The sequence below is a fragment of the Lonsdalea quercina genome, from assembly GCF_900107885.1.
GTDB lineage: Bacteria > Pseudomonadota > Gammaproteobacteria > Enterobacterales > Enterobacteriaceae > Lonsdalea > Lonsdalea quercina.
The window spans coordinates 55,650-75,339 of sequence record NZ_FNQS01000010.1; the positions used below are offsets into that span (position 1 = coordinate 55,650).

Sequence of the window (19,690 nt, forward strand, 5' to 3'; positions counted from 1 at the left end):
TTATTTCCTTTAATTTTGTGACGTTAGTCATGCCGCACCGTTTATTTTCGTGGATGAACGCTGCCTTTAGGCGGCCGCGCCGGGTGAAGCGGGAACGCTGTCTCTGTTGAGGCGATAGTTCTTGTCACCACTTTTTTCTCCTTACGCATATAGTCATATTAGGCCTTATGAAATGAAAACCTGCTAATCACAACGCTTCCGATTTTGTGACCTAAATATCATTCACACAGGAAGATGCCGGAAAAGTGATGCCTAAAATTAGAAGGGTAAGATGAAATTCATATGGTTATTTTTTGCTTTTAAATTACTTCGTTTGGACTTTTGTGTAATTTTAGTCTTAATTTTTTATGTATATCGGATTTTTAGTCTGAATTGAGGATGTTTTTTCTTTTTTTAGTTCGTTCAGCCGCTCTTGGTGGCTTTGTAAATCCATATTGAGTGTATTGACCTGAATGTGAACAGTTGACAAATTGATGACACGACAGGAAAAAGCTTCGTCCATGTGTGGGTATATCCCTTTATTTATTGGGCAGCAGGAAACATCACACGGTTTATTATCCTGGTTACTGATGCCTGTCGCGCTAACGCTGCGGTATGCGGGCCATGAAATAAATATTCCGGTCCGCCTGCTAACACACAACATCCACACTATGAGGCATACGTAAATGGCTAAATCCATGAGGGCATCAAGGATGCTAAGGCTTGGCCTTGGACTGCTGGCGTTCTCGGTTGCAGCAGGCGTGCAGGCGAAAACGTTAGTGTATTGCTTGGAAGGCTCTCCGGAAGGTTTCAATCCGCAGTTGTATACGTCGGGCACGACGTTTGATGCCAGTTCGTCCCCTATCTATAACCGCCTGATCGAATTTAAAAGTGGGACAACGGAGATCGAACCTGGTCTGGCGGAAAAGTGGGACATCAGCGATGACGGCAAAACGTACACCTTTCATCTGCGCACCGACGTGAAGTGGCAAAACAGTAAAGATTTCAAGCCGACGCGCGGCTTTAATGCCGACGACGTGCTGTTCTCATTCCAGCGTCAGCTGGATGTGAATCACCCGTATCACAAAGTCTCAGGCGGCAGCTATGAGTACTTTGAAGGCATGGGGATGCGAGATCTGATCGTGAAGGTGGAAAAAGTTGACGACCACACGGTGCGTTTCCATCTGACCCGCGCCGAGGCGCCCTTTGCCGCCGATCTGGCGATGGATTTCGCCTCCATTTTATCCGCTGAATATGCCGATGCGATGATGAAGGCCGGAACGCCTGAAAAAGTCGATCTGAATCCGCTGGGCACCGGTCCGTTCCAGCTGCTGCAATATCAGAAAGATTCCCGCATTTTGTATAAGGCGTTCGACGGCTTCTGGGGTCAGAAACCGGGCATCGATCGCCTGGTCTTCTCTATCACGCCGGACGCCTCTGTGCGTTACGCTAAGCTACAGAAAAACGAATGCCAGATCATGCCTTATCCCAACCCTGCGGATTTGGCCAGCATGAGGAAGGATAACAACCTGATTCTGCTGGAAAAACCTGGAATGAACGTCGGCTATCTCTCGTATAACGTGGAGAAAAAGCCGCTGGATAACCTTAAAGTGCGGCAGGCGCTGAACTATGCCGTCAACAAACAGGCCATTATCGACGCCGTCTATCAGGGCGCCGGGCAGGTGGCCAAAAACCTGATCCCGCCTACCATGTGGAGTTACAACGATGCGGTGCAGGATTACGCCTATGATCCGCAAAAGGCGAAGGCGCTCTTACAGGAAGCCGGGTTAGGGGAAGGTTTTACTATCGACCTGTGGGCCATGCCGGTTCAGCGACCGTATAATCCGAATGCGCGCCGTATGGCGGAGATGATTCAGGCAGACTGGGCCAAAATCGGCGTGAACGCCAAGATTGTGACCTACGAATGGGGCGAGTATTTAAAACGTTCCAAAGACGGGGAGCATCAGACCGTCCTGTTTGGATGGACCGGCGATAATGGGGACCCGGATAACTTCTTCGCGACGCTGTTTAGCTGCGATGCCGCTCGCAAGGGCTCCAACTATTCCCGGTGGTGCTACCAGCCATACGAGGATGTCATTCAGCCGGCTCGGGCCATCTCCGATCAGGCTAAGCGCATCGAGCTGTACAAGCAGGCGCAGGTCATCATGCACGATCAGGCTCCGGCTCTCATCATCGCTCACTCGACGGTGTACGAACCCATTCGCAGCAACGTGAAGGGCTACGTCATCGAGCCGCGCGGCGTGCATAACTTCAATCATGTATCCCTGGATTAATCACTGACCACGACGCGGATGTCGCCGCGCGCTTGCGCGCGCGGCCCGAACCGATCCGCCGATGGGTCGGTCATCTATTGAGAGTGCGGATATGTTTCAGTTCATACTCCGGCGTTTAGGGCTGGTTATCCCAACGTTTATCGGTATTACCCTACTGACCTTTGCTTTTGTGCACCTGATCCCCGGCGATCCTGTCATGATCATGGCTGGCGAGCGGGGGATCACCCCCGAACGTCACGCTCAGCTGATGATGGAAATGGGGCTGGATAAGCCGATGTGGCAACAGTATATCCACTACATCAACGGCGTTCTGCACGGTGATTTAGGCACCTCGCTCAAAAGCCGTACTTCGGTATGGGAAGAGTTCGTTCCGCGCTTCAAAGCCACATTGGAACTTGGCGTATGCGCCATGATTTTCGCCATCGCGGTGGGGATTCCGGTGGGCGTGTTGGCGGCAGTCAAGCGCGACTCCTTCTTCGATCATGCGGCGGTGAGCGTAGCCTTGACGGGGTATTCCATGCCGATCTTTTGGTGGGGAATGATGCTGATCATGCTGGTTTCCGTTCATCTCAATCTGACGCCGGTGTCCGGCCGGGTGGGGGATACCCTGTTTCTGGATGAGTCGCTGCCGCTGACTGGCTTCATGCTCATCGATACCTTTATCTGGGGGGAACAGGGCGACTTCGTCGATGCGGTGATGCATATCATTTTGCCCGCCATCGTGCTTGGCACCATTCCTCTGGCGGTCATCGTGCGTATGACCCGTTCTTCCATGCTGGAAGTGCTGGGCGAAGATTATATCCGCACGGCGCGCGCCAAAGGGTTAAGCCGCCAGCGCGTCGTTGTGGTGCATGCGCTGCGTAATGCCATGCTGCCGGTGGTCACGGTGATTGGGCTCCAGGTTGGCACTTTGCTGGCAGGCGCTATTCTGACGGAGACCATTTTCTCCTGGCCGGGGTTGGGACGCTGGCTGATGGATGCCTTGCAACGCCGTGATTATCCGGTCGTGCAGGGCGGCGTCCTGTTGGTGGCGTCGCTGATCATTCTGGTCAATGTACTGGTGGACCTGCTGTACGGCGTGGTGAATCCGCGCATCCGGCATGGCAAATAGGAGGCCGCAATGACGCAACTGACTCAACACGTGACGAATTCGGCGCCGCTGCCGTTGACGCCGCTGCAGGCGTTCTGGCACGACTTCCGTCGCAATAAAGGTGCCGTCGTGGGGCTGGTCTACATCATGATCATGCTGTCGATCGCGATCGGGGCGGGCATTTTGGCCCCGCATTCGCCGTCCGAACAGTTTCGTGACGCGTTGCTGGCGCCGCCGGTGTGGCAGGATGGCGGCAGCTGGAAATTTCTTCTCGGCACGGACGATGTGGGGCGCGATATGTTGTCCCGCCTGATGTACGGCGCGCGCCTGTCGCTGCTGGTCGGGTGCCTGGTTGTGACGATCTCCTTACTGCTCGGAACCGTATTGGGGTTGATCTCCGGCTACTTCGGCGGTCTGGTGGATGCCGCCATCATGCGGCTGGTGGACATCATGCTGGCGTTGCCGAGCCTGCTGTTGGCGCTGGTGCTGGTCGCGATTTTCGGCCCGTCGATCGTGAATGCGGCTATTGCGCTGGTATTCGTCTCGCTGCCGCACTACGTACGCCTGACGCGCGCCGCGGTGCTGCTGGAGGCCAACCGCGACTACGTCACCGCTTCCCGCGTCGCGGGCGCAGGCGCCATGCGGCAGATGTTCATCAACATCTTTCCCAACTGTCTGGCTCCGCTGATTGTTCAGGCATCCATGGGGTTCTCCAATGCAATTCTGGATATGGCGGCGCTGGGGTTCCTGGGAATGGGCGCGCAGCCGCCCACACCCGAATGGGGGACCATGCTGTCGGACGTGCTGCAATATGCGCAAAGCGCGTGGTGGGTCGTGACTTTTCCGGGGCTGCTGATTCTGTTGACGGTGCTGGCATTCAATTTGGTGGGGGACGGCTTGCGCGATGCTCTCGACCCCAAACTCAAGCAGTCGTAGAGGAAGAGCGATGGCCTTACTAAACGTAGAACATCTGTCCGTCAGTTTCGGCGAGGGCGAGCAGCCGTTCAAGGCTGTCGACCGTGTCAGTTATCAGGTAGAACGCGGTCAGGTCGTGGGGATTGTCGGAGAATCCGGCTCCGGCAAATCGGTCAGTTCGCTGGCAATTATGGGATTGATTGATGCCGGTCAGGTCGCGGCCGACAGTCTGGCGTTCGACGGTCGTGATTTGATCGCCATGCCGGAGAAAGCGCGCCGTCAGCTAGTCGGCGCGGAGATCGCGATGATCTTTCAGGACCCGATGACCAGCCTCAACCCCTGCTACACCGTAGGATTTCAGATTATGGAAGCCATCAAGGTGCATCAGGGCGGCAACCGTCGGACCCGACGCCAGCGAGCCATCGACCTGCTGACGATGGTCGGCATACCGGATCCGGCCTCGCGGCTGGAGGTTTATCCTCATCAGCTGTCGGGGGGCATGAGCCAGCGGGTGATGATTGCAATGGCGATAGCTTGTCGTCCGCAGCTGCTGATCGCCGATGAGCCGACCACCGCCCTGGATGTCACGATTCAGGCGCAAATTATTGAGCTGCTGTTGACGCTTCAGCAGCAGGAAAATATGGCGCTGATACTGATCACCCACGATCTGGCGCTGGTCGCCGAAGCCGCGCATCAGATCATCGTCATGTATGCCGGGCAGGTCGTGGAGTCGGGGCTTGCCGGCGAGATTTTCAACGCGCCGCGTCATCCTTACACACAGGCGCTGCTGCGGGCTTTGCCGGAGTTTGCAACGGATAAATCGCGGCTGGCCTCGCTGCCGGGCGTCGTCCCCGGCAAGTACGACCGACCCTTGGGTTGCCTACTGAATCCGCGCTGCCCGTATGTCACCGACCACTGCCGCCAGCAGGAGCCGAGGCTGCAACCCTGGGGCGATCGCCGGGTGAAATGCCATACGCCGCTGGATGATTCGGGGAGGCCCAGTTGATGAGTCACGATAAAGACGTGCGTCGGGACGTGCTGTTGGAAGCGCGTGCGTTGAAAAAATACTACCCGGTGAAGTCTGGGATATTTCAGCCTCAGCGCGTGGTGAAAGCGCTGGATGGTGTCTCGTTTACGCTGGAAAGGGGTAAAACGCTGGCTGTGGTCGGCGAATCCGGCTGTGGTAAATCGACGCTGGGGCGCCTGCTGACGCTGATTGAAACTCCATCCCACGGCGAACTGTATTATCAGGGACAGGATCTGCTGAAGGCGGACCCCGCGGCTGAAAAGTTACGGCGGCAGAAAATTCAGATCGTGTTTCAAAATCCGTACGCGTCGCTGAATCCCCGCAAGAAAATTGGCCAGATTCTGGAAGAACCACTGGTGATCAACACGGCGTTGAGTCGAACCGAACGGCGGGAAAAGGCGCTGGCGATGATGGCGAAGGTTGGCTTGAGAGCGGAATACTACGACCGTTATCCGCACATGTTTTCCGGCGGGCAACGTCAGCGCATCGCCATTGCCCGCGGATTGATGCTGGACCCGGACGTGCTGATCGCGGACGAACCTGTTTCGGCTCTGGATGTGTCCGTCAGGGCGCAGGTCCTGAATTTGATGATGGACTTGCAGCAGGAGCTGGGCCTGTCTTACGTGTTCATCTCCCACGATCTCTCGGTGGTCGAGCATATCGCCGATGAAGTGATGGTGATGTATCTGGGCCGCTGCGTCGAACAGGGCAGCAAAGCGGCGATTTTCGACCGTCCACGCCATCCATACACTCAGGCGCTGCTCTCCGCGACGCCCCGCCTGAGTCCCGATTTGCGCCGCGAGCGCATCAAGCTGAGCGGAGAACTGCCCAGCCCGCTCAATCCGCCGCCGGGATGCGCGTTCAACACCCGATGCCGACGACGGTTTGATGTCTGTGTGGCACGGCAGCCTCAGCTTATCGCCTACGGCGAACGGAAGGTGGCCTGCTTTGCAGTGGATGAAGAAGAAGCGCAGCCCCAGCCCGTATCGCCATAAGAACCGGTTCTACAAGTCCGTCAGACGATAAGTCAGGCGTCTGGCGGGTTTACTGCTACTGCGCTTCAATGCCGCCGACACGGACAGGCGCGCCCGCTCATCCCTGCAAACAGACTTATCCGCTTTATTGTCAAAGGGAAAGAAGAACCAACGACATAACGTGCTGGTTTTCCGGTTGGAAAAAGAAAAGGTTATGAATACTTTATCGTATTGGAAAGTCTTATTTTCCGCGACGACAACGCCCGTTACCTGGTAATTAAATATTACGTTTTTTATTATAAAACGCCCAATTATAAACACTTGGCAAGAGTGCGAACTATTTTTCACTGCGCGGGTTTTGGTGGAGAAAAGAACAGATAAAAGAGACGCATCATTTTAATCATTATATTTTCACAACTGGCGCCAATCTATTTTGTAATAATAGGTGAGGATATTTTGATTAAGTGTTCTCTCATTAATGGTATATTAGCCGCCATTCATGTAGAGATTTGGGAGGCTTATGAAAAGCTATGACGATCTGAAGCATTTCAAAGAAAAGACCCAGTCGGAAGACATTAATTTCAAGGAAATGTTGGGGCGTTCTTTGCATGATGAAGGTTCTCGCTGGGCCATTGTGAAGCAAGTGATTAATGAAGATAAAGGCGGTGCCGAATCTTCATTAGACGATGGCATGCCGCCCTCTCTGAAGCCTGTCGCGAAACATGTATTTGCGGGGCCGGCTTCCGCCGTCAAGCCTGCCAGGTTGGACGATTTCCATACCCGCCCGCGCAACGGCGCCGCCTCAGGCCAGCGATCGCTCCTGAATGCGGTGACCGCCGCGTCCATGCCTTTGCAGGCGGCCGATCCTACGAGGTCATCGCCGTCGCCGGAGATTGGTTCATCTGCCCTTGCGTCCCGCCCGGAATCGACCGCTGCGGTCAGCACGGCGCCGCTCGGGTCCGAGCGTTATAAGCAAATGTTCAGCACGCGTGGTCGGCAAACCGCACAAGCGCCGAATAAAGACACACTGTTGAAACCGCTATTGGAGAAAATTGCCTCATGCCGTTAGTCTGTCTCTGTTCTCCGAAAGGCGGAGTTGGAAAAACCACGATGGTGGCCAATCTGGCCTATGCCTTGGCGCGCGGCGGCAGCAAAGTGCTGGCGATAGATTTTGATGTCCAGAATGCGCTGCGCCTGCATTTCGGCATTCCGCTATCCGATGAGCGAGGCTTCGTGTCGGCCGCAGTCGATTCCCCTGACTGGAGCCAGTCCATCCTGACGGCAGGCGGCAATATTTTCGTGTTGCCCTACGGCGGCGTGACGGAAACGCAGCGTGAGGACTTCGATCGGCGCCTGGCGGACCCCGCATTTTTGGCGCGTGGACTCAGCGCCATGCTGAACTACCCCGGCCTTGTTATCCTGGCAGACTTTCCTCCCGGCCCCAGCCCCGCCTTGAAAGCAATGACCGAGCTGGCCGACCTGCATCTGGTCGTCATGCAAGCCGATACCGCCTCGCTGTCTCTCCTTTCGTCGGTCGAAGAAAAGCGATTCACTGGCGGGCCGTTGAACTATAAACAGGGGTATTACTGGCTGCTGAATCAGACGGATACGCGACGTGCGATCAGCCGGGATGTGGCGGCGTACATGCAGGAAAACAAAGGCGACAGATTAATTGGCTGCGTACATCGCGATGAAAGCGTCGTCGAAGCTAACGCCTCACAGCGCTCCATTTTCGATTTTAGTCCGGCTTCGGCGGCAGCGTTTGATATTGAATTAATCAGCAAACGTATTTCGGCGATGTTGGATATTAAAGTGGGTAATGGCGAAGTCTATAAGACATTCGTGCCTGCCTCTTATTAACAGGCAGGCCGTTTATAATAATTCCGCGTCAATCACTATAGGATATTTCCTCTTTTTGCATTGACCCGCTCATTATTGAACATCAGGCTAGATTTATGAAAAAGGCACTTCTTTATCTCATGTTGCTGGTGCTATTTCCGGTCGCGTTAGTGATTATCATCACCCCAATGGATAGCCAAAAACAATACATCTTTGGCCTAATCAGTATTGGCATGCTGTTTTTATTGGGCCGCGGTGAAAGCCGAAAGGTCACGGTGGTCATGGTGATTCTCACGTTATTAATGTCAACGCGTTATATATACTGGCGTGCGACCGAAACGCTGCATTTTAATTCCGAGATTGAAACTATTTTGGGTATCGGCTTATTTATTGCCGAGGTCTACGTCTGGGTTATTTTGATGCTGAGTTTCATGCAGACCCTATGGCCGCTACAACGTGGTATCGAGGCGCTGCCGGAGGATACCAATCTGTGGCCGACCGTGGATGTGTACGTCCCGACCTATAACGAAAGTCTGGACGTGGTGAGGGACACAGTGCTGGCGGCGCAGTGCATGGATTACCCGCAGGACAAATTCAAAGTCTACCTTCTGGATGACGGCAAACGCAGCGAGTTTGCGGTGTTTGCCGCAGAGGCTGGCGTCGGCTATATCACCCGCGACGATAACTCGCACGCCAAGGCGGGCAACCTGAACCATGCCATGCAGCTCACCAACGGCGAACTGATTTGCGTCTTTGACTGCGACCACGTGGCGAAACGTATCTTCCTGCAGGCGACGGTGGGCGCGTTCCTGAAAGACGACCGGCTGGCGCTGATGCAGACGCCGCACTACTTCTACTCCCCCGATCCGTTCGAACGCAACCTCAAAGCGGCCAGACAGATGCCGAGCGAGGGCGAGCTGTTCTACGGGCCGATCCAGCAGGGGAATGACTATTGGAACGCCACCTTCTTCTGCGGCAGCTGCGCGGTGATTCGTCGTACGGCGCTGGAAGAAGTGGGCGGATTCGCCGTGGAAACGGTAACGGAAGATGCGCATACGGCGCTGAAGATGCAGCGTCGGGGCTGGAAGTCCGCGTTTCTGGCGATCCCGCTGGCGGCGGGGTTGGCGACCGAGCGACTGGTGCTGCATGTCATTCAGCGTACCCGCTGGGCGAGAGGGATGACGCAGATTTTCCGCGTCGACAATCCGCTGTTGGGAAGAGGACTGACCTGGCAGCAGCGTCTGTGTTACCTCAGCGCCATGCTGCACTTCCAGTTCGGCCTGCCGCGCGTCATCTTCCTGACTGCGCCTCTGTCTTATCTGTTGTTTAACCTGAACATTATTCATTCATCGGCGAACCTGATCTTTGCCTACGTGTTGCCGCATCTGGTGATGTCGGTCTACCTCAATGCGAGGATGAACGGACGTTTCCGCTACAGCTTCTGGGGGGAAATTTATGAAACGGTCATGGCGTTCCACCTGATCATTCCGACGTTGCTAACCCTGCTCTCCCCGCGTCACGGCAAATTCAATGTGACGGATAAAGGCGGCTTGCTGGACGTGGGCTTTTTCGACTTTCGCATCGTACGACCGCATATCGCGACCGCTGTCCTGCTGTTCGCGGGCATTGTCATTGGCGCCGTTCGGGCCGTCGGGCACCACTATTACCACGTCGACCCGTATGTTATCGCCCTGAACGTCGCCTGGGCCTGCATCAGTCTGCTGATTTTAATGGCGGCTATCGCGGTGGCGCGGGAAACGAAGCAGACGCGGCAGACCATCCGTATCGACGTTGAGCTGCCGGTTATTATTCACTACGCCAGCGGCATCGCCTCGCGTACGGTGACGGTGGATCTGTCGATGGGCGGCGCGCAAATCAAAGCGCCGGATCAGCGTCACAAAACGGACCCCATTGAGTGCCTTGAGCTATTGTCTCGCGCGGGTGAAATCGCGCTGCCGGTAAAGTCCGTGAGTTTCGATGACAGTACGATCCGTCTGCAATTTGATGAAATCCCGCTATCGCAACGCCGTGGTCTGGTGCGCGTCGTGCTTTCGCGCGCGGATGCCTGGATTGACCCGCCTTGGCCGCGGGATAACCCGCTGCGCTCCTTCGTGACGGTATTCCGAACGGTGTGTGAATTCTTCTGGCTGACCTGGAAGGGAAAAAAGAAGGCGGGGCCGACGCCGTCAGCCTTACCCTCAACGACCGAAGGGATGCAGCAAGAGGATAAAACGGTATGATGTACAGATTGTTAAGGACGCCTTCTTTATTGACGACGGTTTTGCTGCTGTGCCTCTGCGCCGCCGCCGCTGCCGGGGAATCCAGCCGTCCGCTGTCGTTGATTGATGCCCCGCTGCCTGACGAGTTGCCTCGAATTCCCGGCGCGTATGACACCGCTTCCCCTCCCGCGATGCCGTCTCAGACCGTCCCCGCGTTCAATGCGTCGTCTGGCGTTTACAACCAACCGATCAGCAGCACGATTTCCGTGGCGCAAATGGGGCAAACGCAGGGCGTCGCTTTAAGCGGCGGTCAGTTGCAGGCTGGTTTGAGATTCACGCTCTCCGCCGATCAGGTGGTGACTGCCGCCCATTTGGCGCTGAAGTTCGCCGTTTCTCCGGCGTTGGCCCAGCGCAACACCGCGCTGCAACTGATGCTGAATGGACAGCCGCTGGGCAATGTGCCTCTGACCACGAATGGACAGGAGACCGGGACCTATCAGATAGAGATCCCCGCCGCGCTGGTGGTTTCCGACAACAACCTCAGCTTCCGCATCATTAATTCCGATCGCCTGATGTGCGAGCGCGACAATGCACAACAGTACAGCGTCATCATTCTGCCCAGCACCATGCTGCAACTGGAAGAGCAGCAGTTGAACGTCGGGGCGGACATCGGCAACTTCCCGCGGCCGTTTATCGACTCCATGCAGATGGCGACGGCCTCCGTGCCGATGGTGTTCCCCGCCGAGCCGACGGCCGATCAGGTGAGCGCGGCGGCGCTGGTGGCGTCCTGGATGGGGGGGCAGGCCAACGGACGAGATATTATTTTCCCCGTGAAGCGCGACAGCATGCCGGAACAGAACGGTATTTTGTTCGGCTATCCGGGCCAGAAGATCGGCCGCGTGACGCTGCCCCAGGTCGATGCCCCGACGTTGCAACTGGTGGATAACCCCGACAATCCGATTTACAAGCTGCTGTTGGTGGTGGGGAAGGACGAGCAACAGCTAAAACAGGCTGCCTATCATCTCGTCAGTCAGCCGTTGACTGCGAAACAGACATCCATCACCGTCACGCCGCTGACGCTTCCGCGCCATAAGAGCTACGACGCGCCGCGCTGGATCAGCACCGATCGGCGTGTCCGGTTTAGCGAACTGCTGGAGCCAGGGCAGAGCATGACGTCCCTAGGCATCTGGCACTCCGCGCAGAACCTCAAGTTCCGGGCGGCCCCCGATCTCTTCCTGTGGGACGGCGAAACGATCCCGGTGCACATCAACTACCGCTTCCCGGCGGAAAGCTGGATTGACGAACATCGCTCTGACCTAAACGTCACGCTTAATGGCACTTTTATCAATAATTTACCAATGGTAAAGGAAGGTCTGCTGGAGCAGCTTTGGCGTCGGCTGGGGGGCGACAATCGTCAGGAGTCCTACACGCTGAAGCTCGACCCGTATCTGATTTACGGTTTTAACCAGCTACAGCTCTACTTCAACATCCGGCCGAAAGCGGATGCCCCGTGCAGCGTACTGTTGAACAACAACATCAAAAGCCGCATTGAGAACGACTCGTGGATAGACCTGACCCGCACGCGTCACTTCACGATGCTGCCTAACCTGTCGTATTTCATCGGCGCGTCGTTCCCCTTCTCCCGTCTGGCTGACTATGCACAGACGGTGATGTTGCTGCCGGAACGCCCTTCAGATCAGGAGATTGGCACGTTGCTTGACATGGCAGGCCGCTCCGGCGATGCGACCGGCGTCAGCATCAACCATAACCAGGTCGTATTCGGCGTGCCGAAAGAGGGGGTAGAGCGGCATCGGCTGCAAAACAGCGATGTGCTGGCGGTCACGACGTTAGCGCATGCCGGATTTAACACGGCGCTGCTGGCGGAGTCTCCATACCAGACGGACGGCCATGCGCTGGGGGTTAAAATGCCGAGCGTGCCGGAAAAATTGGTCAGTTGGCTGACCGGTGACTGGTCTCGCCATCCGATAGACGCTGACCGCTATTTCTCATCGAATGAGTTCTGGCGCGGTTTTGTCAGCTATCGCTCCCCGTGGAACCCTCAACGCGTGGCGGTAGTCGTGTTGGCGACGAACGACCAGCAGTTGCAGCGGCTGCACGGCGATCTGACGTCGACGCGTATCACCGCGGCAATCCGGGGCGATACCGCCATCATCACCGATGAGAACGGCATCCGCAGTTTTCGGGTCGGCCCGCAGTTCCCCAGCGGGCAAATGCCCTGGTACATGATGATTATCTGGTATGCCAACCAGCATGCCGTCATTCTGGCGTTTGTCGCCTTAATCATGGCTTCGTTAGGTGGAGCGGTTTTGTATCGCGTGCTGAAACGCCACGCTCATCGCCGTCTGCATCCGCGGGACGAGCGTGACTCAGGTCGGAAATAATTGAGCGATCTATGAAAAAGAACACACTGACTGCCACAATGCTTCGGTTATCGTGCCTGGTGGGGGCGGCGGCCCTGTCCGCGCCGACGCTGGCGGCGGACAACAACAACCCGGCGTTCCAGGCGCTGTTCGATCAGGCGGAATATTGGCATCAACGCGCCCACGACGATTTGGCCAAAGGCGCGCTGCAAAAGGTGCTGGCGGTTGACGCCGACAACACCCGCGCGATTTACCTGATGGCGCTTTACTCTCAACAACGCGGCGACAACGCCGAGGCGACGAAGTGGCGCGCGCGTCTGGCTGGCATTTCGCCTCAGGACCCTCGGTTGCAGGCGCTGGACAACTCCCGGCGTTGGCAGGATATTCCCCCTGCTCAGCTGGCGCTGGCCCGTCAGCAGGCCCGCAGCGGCAACATCGCCGCCTCGCTGCAAACCTGGCGTAACCTGTTCGACGGCGGCCAGCCGCCGGCCAACGTCGCAGTGGAATACTATCTGACCATGGCGGGCGACCGCACGCTGTGGCCGCAGGCGGTGGACGGCCTGCGTCAGTTCACGGCGGCGAATCCGCAGGATACTCAGGCCCGGCTGGCGTTGGGTAAGGCGCTGACCTATCAGGAATCCACCCGACGGGAAGGGCTGCGGCTGCTGGATGCGATGGCCTCGGGCAATCCCGACGTAGACGGCGCCATGCGTCAGGCACTGCTATGGATGAGTCCTCAGCTGGACGACGCGCCGCTATACGACAACTACCAGCAGCGGCACCCGCAGGATAACGCGGTCATGACGCACTACCGCACCCATGTCGGCGGCGCGGCTATAGGAAAAGGGTTCGCCGAGCTGAACAGCGGCGATACGGACGGCGCGCAGCGGGCATTTGAACAAGTACTCCAGGCCGCGCCGCAGGATGCGGATGCGCTGGCCGGTCTCGGTTATATCGCTCAGCGTCGAGGCGACTACGCCAGCGCCGCCAACTATCTGGAGCAGGCGGCGAAGCAGGGCGGCGAAAACAGCGTCGAACGTCAGCAGCAGGCGGAGGACGCGCGTTTCTACGCGCAGCTGAGCGTGGCGCAGCAGGCGATGAAAACGGGAAATACGCCGCAGGCGCTGGCGCTTAGCGAACCGCTGATGCAGGCCGACGGAGAACGCGGCATTGCCGTTCGTCTGTTTCGGGCCGATGTGCAACGGCGCAGCAATCAGCTGACGCAGGCGGAACAAAGCTATCGCGATGTGCTGACGCTGGATGCGAACAACAGCGCGGCGAAGGAAGGACTCTACTATGTGCTTCAACGGCAGAATCGCAGTACGGAAGCCGAGGCCCTGCTGGCTGAGCTGCCGGACAGCGTGCGCCAACGTCTGGCGCCGCGCGTGGCGGTGGAGGAAGGCAGCGCGTCGATGAGGCGCGCCGCGGAGCGCGAGCGGGCGGCGGGCCACCCAGCGCAGGCTATCGCGCTGTTGCAGCAGGCGGTACAGCGTTGGCCCGCCGACGGCTGGGTAAGATACGATCTGGCGCGCATCTACAAGCAGCAAGGGGACATGACGACAGCAGCCGATGTGATGCAGCCGCTGTACCGTCCCGGCGCCGGCGCCGAGCAGCTGTTCGCTGGCGCGCTATTCGCCAGCCAGAACGGCGCCTGGCAGCAGACCGGAACGCTGTTGGCTCGCGTACCGGAACGCCAGCAGACGTCCAACATGCGCGCGCTGGCCCGTCGGGCCAGCTTCAACCTACAGATGCAGACGGCGCGGGATTATCTTAAGACCGGTTCCAACGTCGCGGCGGCCAACACCCTGAAAGCGCTGGCGGTTAACCCGCCAGCCGATCCGCAGGATGCCGGTGAGCTGGCGCAGGCGCTGGCGTCGGCAGGCGATGTCGCCGGCGCGGTCGGCGTGGTGCGCAGCAATATGCAACGCGGGGTTCAGGGCAACGCGGGCGATTATGCGGCCCAGGTGGCCGTATTGAATCAGGCCGGTTTAAGTCAGGAGGCGCAAGCGTGGCTGAGCAATCCGGACATGTTGTCCCGCAGCACGCCGGAGCAGTTGGCCTCGGTGCGCAACGGCGGCGTGATTCAGGAGGCGGATCGCCTGCGTGAAGCCCGACAGTATGCGGCCGCCTACGACAAGCTGATCGGCGCGTTGCAGCACGATCCGCAGAATACCGATTTGATGCTGGCGATGGCGCGGCTCTACCAGTCCGGCAAGATGAATCAGGAAGCGGCAACGGTCTATGACTATCTGATGACGCGCGATACCCCCTCGCAGGATGCGCGCGTCGGCGCTATCGACGTGGCATTGGCGCAGAACGACGTTTCGAAAGCCAGCGCGCTGGCCGATGGCCTGCGCGACAAACAGACGCCGGAGCGACTGCTGTTGCTGGCGCGCGTGGCGGACGCGAAAGGCGACAAAGCGCAGGCGCTGGCTTATCTGCGTACGGCCCGCGGAAAAATGATTGGGCTGAGGGGGGCGGAGTCCGGCAGCCTGCCGGTGATTGGCGGACTGGCGCTTTCGGATAACCCGTTTATCAACCGGACGACGGAAAGCACGCGGCGGTCGCCGTCGACCTACGGCAGCGTGATGCCGTGGCAGCAGCGCGACGAGACTACCGACTATCGCGCGGTGAGCGGGCAACGCCTCGACGGGACGCAGGGGACCACGACGGCCTCCGCGCAGAACGGCACCTTCCGTCAGATAAACCAGATGATGGATGCGCTGGAGAGCGACACCGGCACCTGGACTCAGGCCGGGGTGCAGGTGCGCGGTCGGGACGGCGAGTCCGGCCTCAGTAAGTTAACCGAGGCGAAAGCGCCGTTGACGTGGTCCAGCGCGCCGTTGGGCGAAGATCGCTTCAACGTTACCGTTACGCCCGTGACGCTGAGCGCAGGAAGCGCCGAAGACACCTCCAGCCGCCGCTTTGGGCTGGGAGCTATCCAGCAATCTATCAAGGCACAGGCCGAATCTTCCTCGGACAGCTTCAACCTCGACAAGATCACGGCGGACTCTCCCGGAGCACAGAATGCCACCGGCGTGGAGCTGAATCTCGCGCTGACCGGTAAGCAGTACAAAGCGGACATCGGTTCGACCCCGCTGGGGCAAGATCTCAGCACGCTGGTGGGGGGCGTTCAGTGGTCGCCGAAACTGACCGACTTCCTGACGCTGGTGCTGACTGGCGAACGCCGGGCGGTCACCGACAGCCTGCTGTCCTACGTTGGCGCGCGCGATGCGTTCGGCGGTCAGAAGTGGGGCCGCGTGACCAAGAACGGCGGAACGGCGCTGCTGAGCTATGACGACGGCGACGCCGGTTTCTATGGCGGCGCGGGGGCCTACAGCTATCTGGGCGAAAATGTGAAGAGCAACAAAAGTCTGGTGGCGAATGCAGGAGCTTACGTGCGTCCCTATCACGATAGCGAGCGTGAGCTGAAGACCGGCATCAGCCTGTCGTGGATGGATTTCTCCCGCAACCTGAGCTACTACAGCTACGGGCAGGGCGGCTACTTCAGCCCGCAGAACTTCGTCTCGGTCGCTTTCCCCATCGACTACACCCAGAAATACGACGATTTGAGCGTGAAGATCGGCGGCGCGCTGGGCTATCAGTCCTACTCGCAGGATCGCAGCGCTTACTATCCGAACAACCCGGAGTGGCAGCGAATGTTGGAAACGGCGGCGGCGCAAGGCCTGACTCAGGAAGCCTACTACCCCGGCACCAGTAAAAACGGCATCGGTTACAATCTGCACGCCGGGGCTGACTATAAGATCAATCGCAACGTCACCATCGGCGGTCAACTCGGTTACGATACTTTCGGTGACTATAACGAAAGCCACGCGCAACTCTATTTCCGCTATAGGCTTGGAGGCGAATAAGCATGAGTGAATGGCAGCAAACGACCTTGCAGTATTATCGCCAGCAGCAGTGCCCGCCGGGCTGGTTTGATCTTCTGGGGATCATCATCGAAAATATGATGAACAACGTTGGCGAAAGCGAAGGTCAGGCCTTTCTCCAGCAAATGGGCGAGGCGCTCGCGAAACGGTATCCCTTACCGGCGGCTTTGACCGTGGCAGATCTGGAGCGGGAGGTCAATGCGGTGCTGGCCGTGTTTGACTGGGGCTATGTCGAATTGCTGCCGGGTGGCGCGTCGCTGGAGATCCTCCACCTGGCGCTGCCTGCCGGAGAGGGTGCGCTGAGCAAGGCGCGCTGGCTGATGGCGATCAAGGCGGTGTTGCAGGGGCTGTATGCTCACTGGCTGAAAGAGCAGGGCGGCGGCGCTCATGTGCCGCTGGTCGGTGAAGTGACCGACGGCGAGACGGCTCTGAGATTTCGTTATCAGAATAACTAGAGGGTAAAGCATGATACAGCCATTGCGGCATTGGACTATGGTCTTGCTCATGGCGTTATGCAGCACGAGTGCGATAGCGGCAGATCAGGGATGGGATAGCTATAAAAGCCGTTTTTTAACGGTGGACGGGCGAATTCAGGATACCGGCAACAACAATGTCAGCCATACGGAAGGGCAAGGTTTCGCCATGTTGCTGGCGGTGCATTATGATGACCGGAGCACCTTCGACCGCCTGTGGTCATGGACGCAGGCCCATCTTAACAATAAGCAGAATGGCCTGTTCTACTGGCGTTATGCTCCGACGGCGGCCGACCCGGTGGCCGATAAAAATAATGCTTCCGATGGCGATGTCATGATTGCCTGGGCTTTGTTGAAGGCCGGTGAGAAGTGGCGCAATGAGCCGTATCTTCAGGCGTCGGACAGCCTGCAAAAAGACATCATCGCGCACAATGTGACCCATTACGCCGGACATACGGTAATGTTGCCGGGTGCGAACGGTTTCAATAAAGGCACTTACCTCGTTCTCAATCCTTCTTATTTTATCTTCCCCGCATGGGAAGATTTCTCCAAGCGCAGCCGTTTGCCGGTATGGCATCAGCTGATCGAAGACGGAATGGTTCTGCTGAGCAAGACGCGGTTCGGCGATGCCAATCTGCCGTCCGACTGGGTGGCGCTGAACGCCGATGGCACGACCGCCCCGGCTATGAACTGGCCGTCGCGCTTTAGCTATGACGCCATCCGCATCCCGCTGTACGTTTACTGGTATGACCGTGAAAGTCCGGAGCTGAGTACGTTCCGTCTGTACTGGCATGGTTTCCCGCGTCTTCGTACGCCAGCCTGGGTCGACGTACTGAATAATCATACCGCCCCTTACATGATGAACGGCGGCCTGCTGGCGGTGCGGGATTTGGCGATGGGCGACAGCCATCAGGTCAATGATGTCATCAGCCCTGAAGAAGACTACTACTCTGCCAGCCTGCATCTGCTGGCTAACCTGGCGCGGGTCACTGCCGACGTCCGTTAACCCCACCGGCGCAGCCGTCGCCCGGCAGCGCCTGTTTCAGACTGACAAGAGCGCCTTTTTTTGATGCTCGGCCACTGACGGAAACACTTTCCTCAGAAAAATCCTTAAACCTTTTAACCGACTCCCCTTTGCATCCTATAAACTTGGCGCTCGAGATATACTGTACGGCTGTTTTTCCCCGTGCGTCGGGGTTTTGGGAGAATAGGTTTGCACGTTCGTCGTTCACTAACTATCAAACAGATGACGGTGATTTCGGCAGTGTCGGTCACCGCCGTCTGCCTGTTTATCGTGATCCAGCTGTTCCATTTCGTGCATCAGCGACGGGATGATTACGTGCGCCAGCTGGAACATATTGCCTATTCTGTGCGAACGCCTCTGACCAATGCCGTCTTGCAGGGCGATGTGGTCGAGGCCGACGGCCTGCTAAACAACCTACTACCGGTCGGCTTCCTGAGCCGGGCTTATCTGGTGCTCCCCGGCGAGCTGCACACGCTGCATGCCAACTTCCCGTCCGAGCGGCCTTTGCCGCGGTGGATCGCTCGTACGTTCAACCTGCCGATAGAAGTCTCGATTCCGTTATATTCCTTGCCGCAGGTGCCGGGTTCGACGCCGCTGGCGCATCTGGTGTTGCAGGCTGACTCGTACCGGATGTTCCAGTTCATCGTCAGCACCTTTTCGACCCTGCTGGTCACCTATCTGCTGCTGGCGCTGATCCTCTCGGTGGGCATCACCTGGTGCGTAAAACACCGTGTCGTCAACCCGCTGCGATTAATCATCAAGGAGTTGCAGGACGTATCCTCCGAGTCTCTGCCTGACTGTCCGCTGACGATGCCGGAGCGGCACATCGACGATGAGCTGGGCATGCTGGTTCGTAGCTATAACCGAAATTTGCGGCGGTGGAAGTCGCACCGGCGCGCGGGGGAGGGGGGACTGGCAGACAAAGCGACGCTTATCGACGCCTTATCCCGCCAATGTGAACCGTTCTGTCTGTGCGTGGTGGGGCTGGAAGCGGATACGGTCCTGGGACAAGACGATCTGCTGCCCACGCTCGCGGCGCTCCGGTCCGTCATCGGCGAGTCCGGTTTGCTGGCACGGCTCGATAACGACGAATATGCGATGTTGGCCGCCGTGCCGGCAGGAGCCGATTTTGCTCAGGTATGGGGACATCAACCCCTTGCCCGCCTGCGTGAAGGCGGATTGCGCGAAGGCGTGCACATCAGTATCGGTCTGCTGACGGTGCTGGACGAGGTGGCGCAGAAGGAGGCTAATGCCGCCGGGCAGTGGCTGGCGCAGGCCCGTCTTACGATGGAGCAGGCGCGAGGCGCGGGTCGCGACGGCGTTCTCTCCGTCGTTCTCTCTCACGCGTCCTCTTTGTCTTAACGCTGCCGTTACTTTTCAACGCGTGGGCGGCGATAGCGCCTATTTAAATGACTTAATAACTGACGGTGTGTTAGTACGGCCTCCATCCTCCTCTCCCGCAGATATTGTTATCAGGCTGTTTTTGCACTCTTTTTATTCATGATCCGTTGATGCGATTCAGCTCTTAACTCTCACCTTTTAGTCACATACTTAAGTTAAAAAAGATATCTGCGCTGTTAATGCA

Annotated in this window: 13 protein-coding genes; all 13 read left to right on the forward strand. The window is 57.8% G+C overall.

Features of this window, described 5'->3' with window-relative positions; genetic code table 11:
• Window positions 1-665 precede the first annotated feature (665 nt).
• The 13 genes from dppA (at window position 666) to BLU64_RS13555 (ending at window position 19,467) form a co-directional block, all read left to right on the forward strand.
• Window positions 666-2,273, forward strand: coding sequence for a dipeptide ABC transporter periplasmic-binding protein DppA (gene dppA, locus BLU64_RS13495; RefSeq protein ID WP_074729022.1), 1,608 nt, complete (start codon window positions 666-668; stop codon window positions 2,271-2,273).
• A 91-nt stretch (window positions 2,274-2,364) separates the two neighbouring features.
• Window positions 2,365-3,384, forward strand: a complete 1,020-nt coding sequence (gene dppB / locus BLU64_RS13500; protein ID WP_026743654.1) for a dipeptide ABC transporter permease DppB — start codon at window positions 2,365-2,367, stop codon at window positions 3,382-3,384.
• A gap of 9 nt (window positions 3,385-3,393) precedes the next feature.
• Window positions 3,394-4,299, forward strand: a complete 906-nt coding sequence (gene dppC, locus BLU64_RS13505) for a dipeptide ABC transporter permease DppC (RefSeq protein WP_026743653.1) — start codon at window positions 3,394-3,396, stop codon at window positions 4,297-4,299.
• A gap of 10 nt (window positions 4,300-4,309) precedes the next feature.
• The gene (gene dppD / locus BLU64_RS13510) at window positions 4,310-5,284 is read left to right on the forward strand and encodes a dipeptide ABC transporter ATP-binding protein (RefSeq protein WP_074729024.1); all 975 of its coding nucleotides are present in this window, start codon (window positions 4,310-4,312) and stop codon (window positions 5,282-5,284) included.
• Entirely contained in the window at window positions 5,284-6,300 is a 1,017-nt protein-coding gene (gene dppF, locus BLU64_RS13515; RefSeq protein WP_026743651.1) for a dipeptide ABC transporter ATP-binding subunit DppF, read from the forward strand. Before dppD ends, dppF begins: the two co-directional genes overlap by 1 nt.
• A gap of 499 nt (window positions 6,301-6,799) precedes the next feature.
• Window positions 6,800-7,348: a cellulose biosynthesis protein BcsO gene (bcsO, locus tag BLU64_RS13520; protein ID WP_026743650.1), complete on the forward strand. Its 549-nt coding sequence runs from the start codon at window positions 6,800-6,802 to the stop codon at window positions 7,346-7,348.
• On the forward strand, window positions 7,339-8,139 hold the full coding sequence (gene bcsQ, locus BLU64_RS13525) for a cellulose biosynthesis protein BcsQ (protein ID WP_074729026.1): 801 nt from the start codon (window positions 7,339-7,341) through the stop codon (window positions 8,137-8,139). The genes bcsO and bcsQ overlap by 10 nt, the downstream gene beginning before the upstream one ends.
• 95 nt (window positions 8,140-8,234) lie before the next feature.
• Window positions 8,235-10,358, forward strand: coding sequence for a UDP-forming cellulose synthase catalytic subunit (bcsA, locus tag BLU64_RS13530; protein ID WP_074729028.1), 2,124 nt, complete (start codon window positions 8,235-8,237; stop codon window positions 10,356-10,358).
• The gene (gene bcsB, locus BLU64_RS13535) at window positions 10,358-12,739 is read left to right on the forward strand and encodes a cellulose biosynthesis cyclic di-GMP-binding regulatory protein BcsB (protein WP_083351083.1); all 2,382 of its coding nucleotides are present in this window, start codon (window positions 10,358-10,360) and stop codon (window positions 12,737-12,739) included. The genes bcsA and bcsB overlap by 1 nt, the downstream gene beginning before the upstream one ends.
• Window positions 12,740-12,750: 11 nt before the next feature.
• Complete coding sequence (locus BLU64_RS13540) at window positions 12,751-16,590, forward strand: cellulose biosynthesis protein BcsC (RefSeq protein ID WP_074729031.1); 3,840 nt, start codon at window positions 12,751-12,753, stop codon at window positions 16,588-16,590.
• 2 nt (window positions 16,591-16,592) lie between these two features.
• Window positions 16,593-17,063: a cellulose biosynthesis protein BcsD gene (gene bcsD / locus BLU64_RS13545; protein WP_074729033.1), complete on the forward strand. Its 471-nt coding sequence runs from the start codon at window positions 16,593-16,595 to the stop codon at window positions 17,061-17,063.
• 10 nt (window positions 17,064-17,073) lie between these two features.
• Window positions 17,074-18,087, forward strand: coding sequence for a glycosyl hydrolase family 8 (locus tag BLU64_RS13550; RefSeq protein ID WP_026743645.1), 1,014 nt, complete (start codon window positions 17,074-17,076; stop codon window positions 18,085-18,087).
• A 207-nt stretch (window positions 18,088-18,294) separates the two neighbouring features.
• A complete protein-coding gene (locus BLU64_RS13555) occupies window positions 18,295-19,467 on the forward strand; it encodes a HAMP domain-containing protein (protein WP_083351082.1) in 1,173 nt (390 codons plus the stop codon).
• Window positions 19,468-19,690 lie beyond the last annotated feature (223 nt).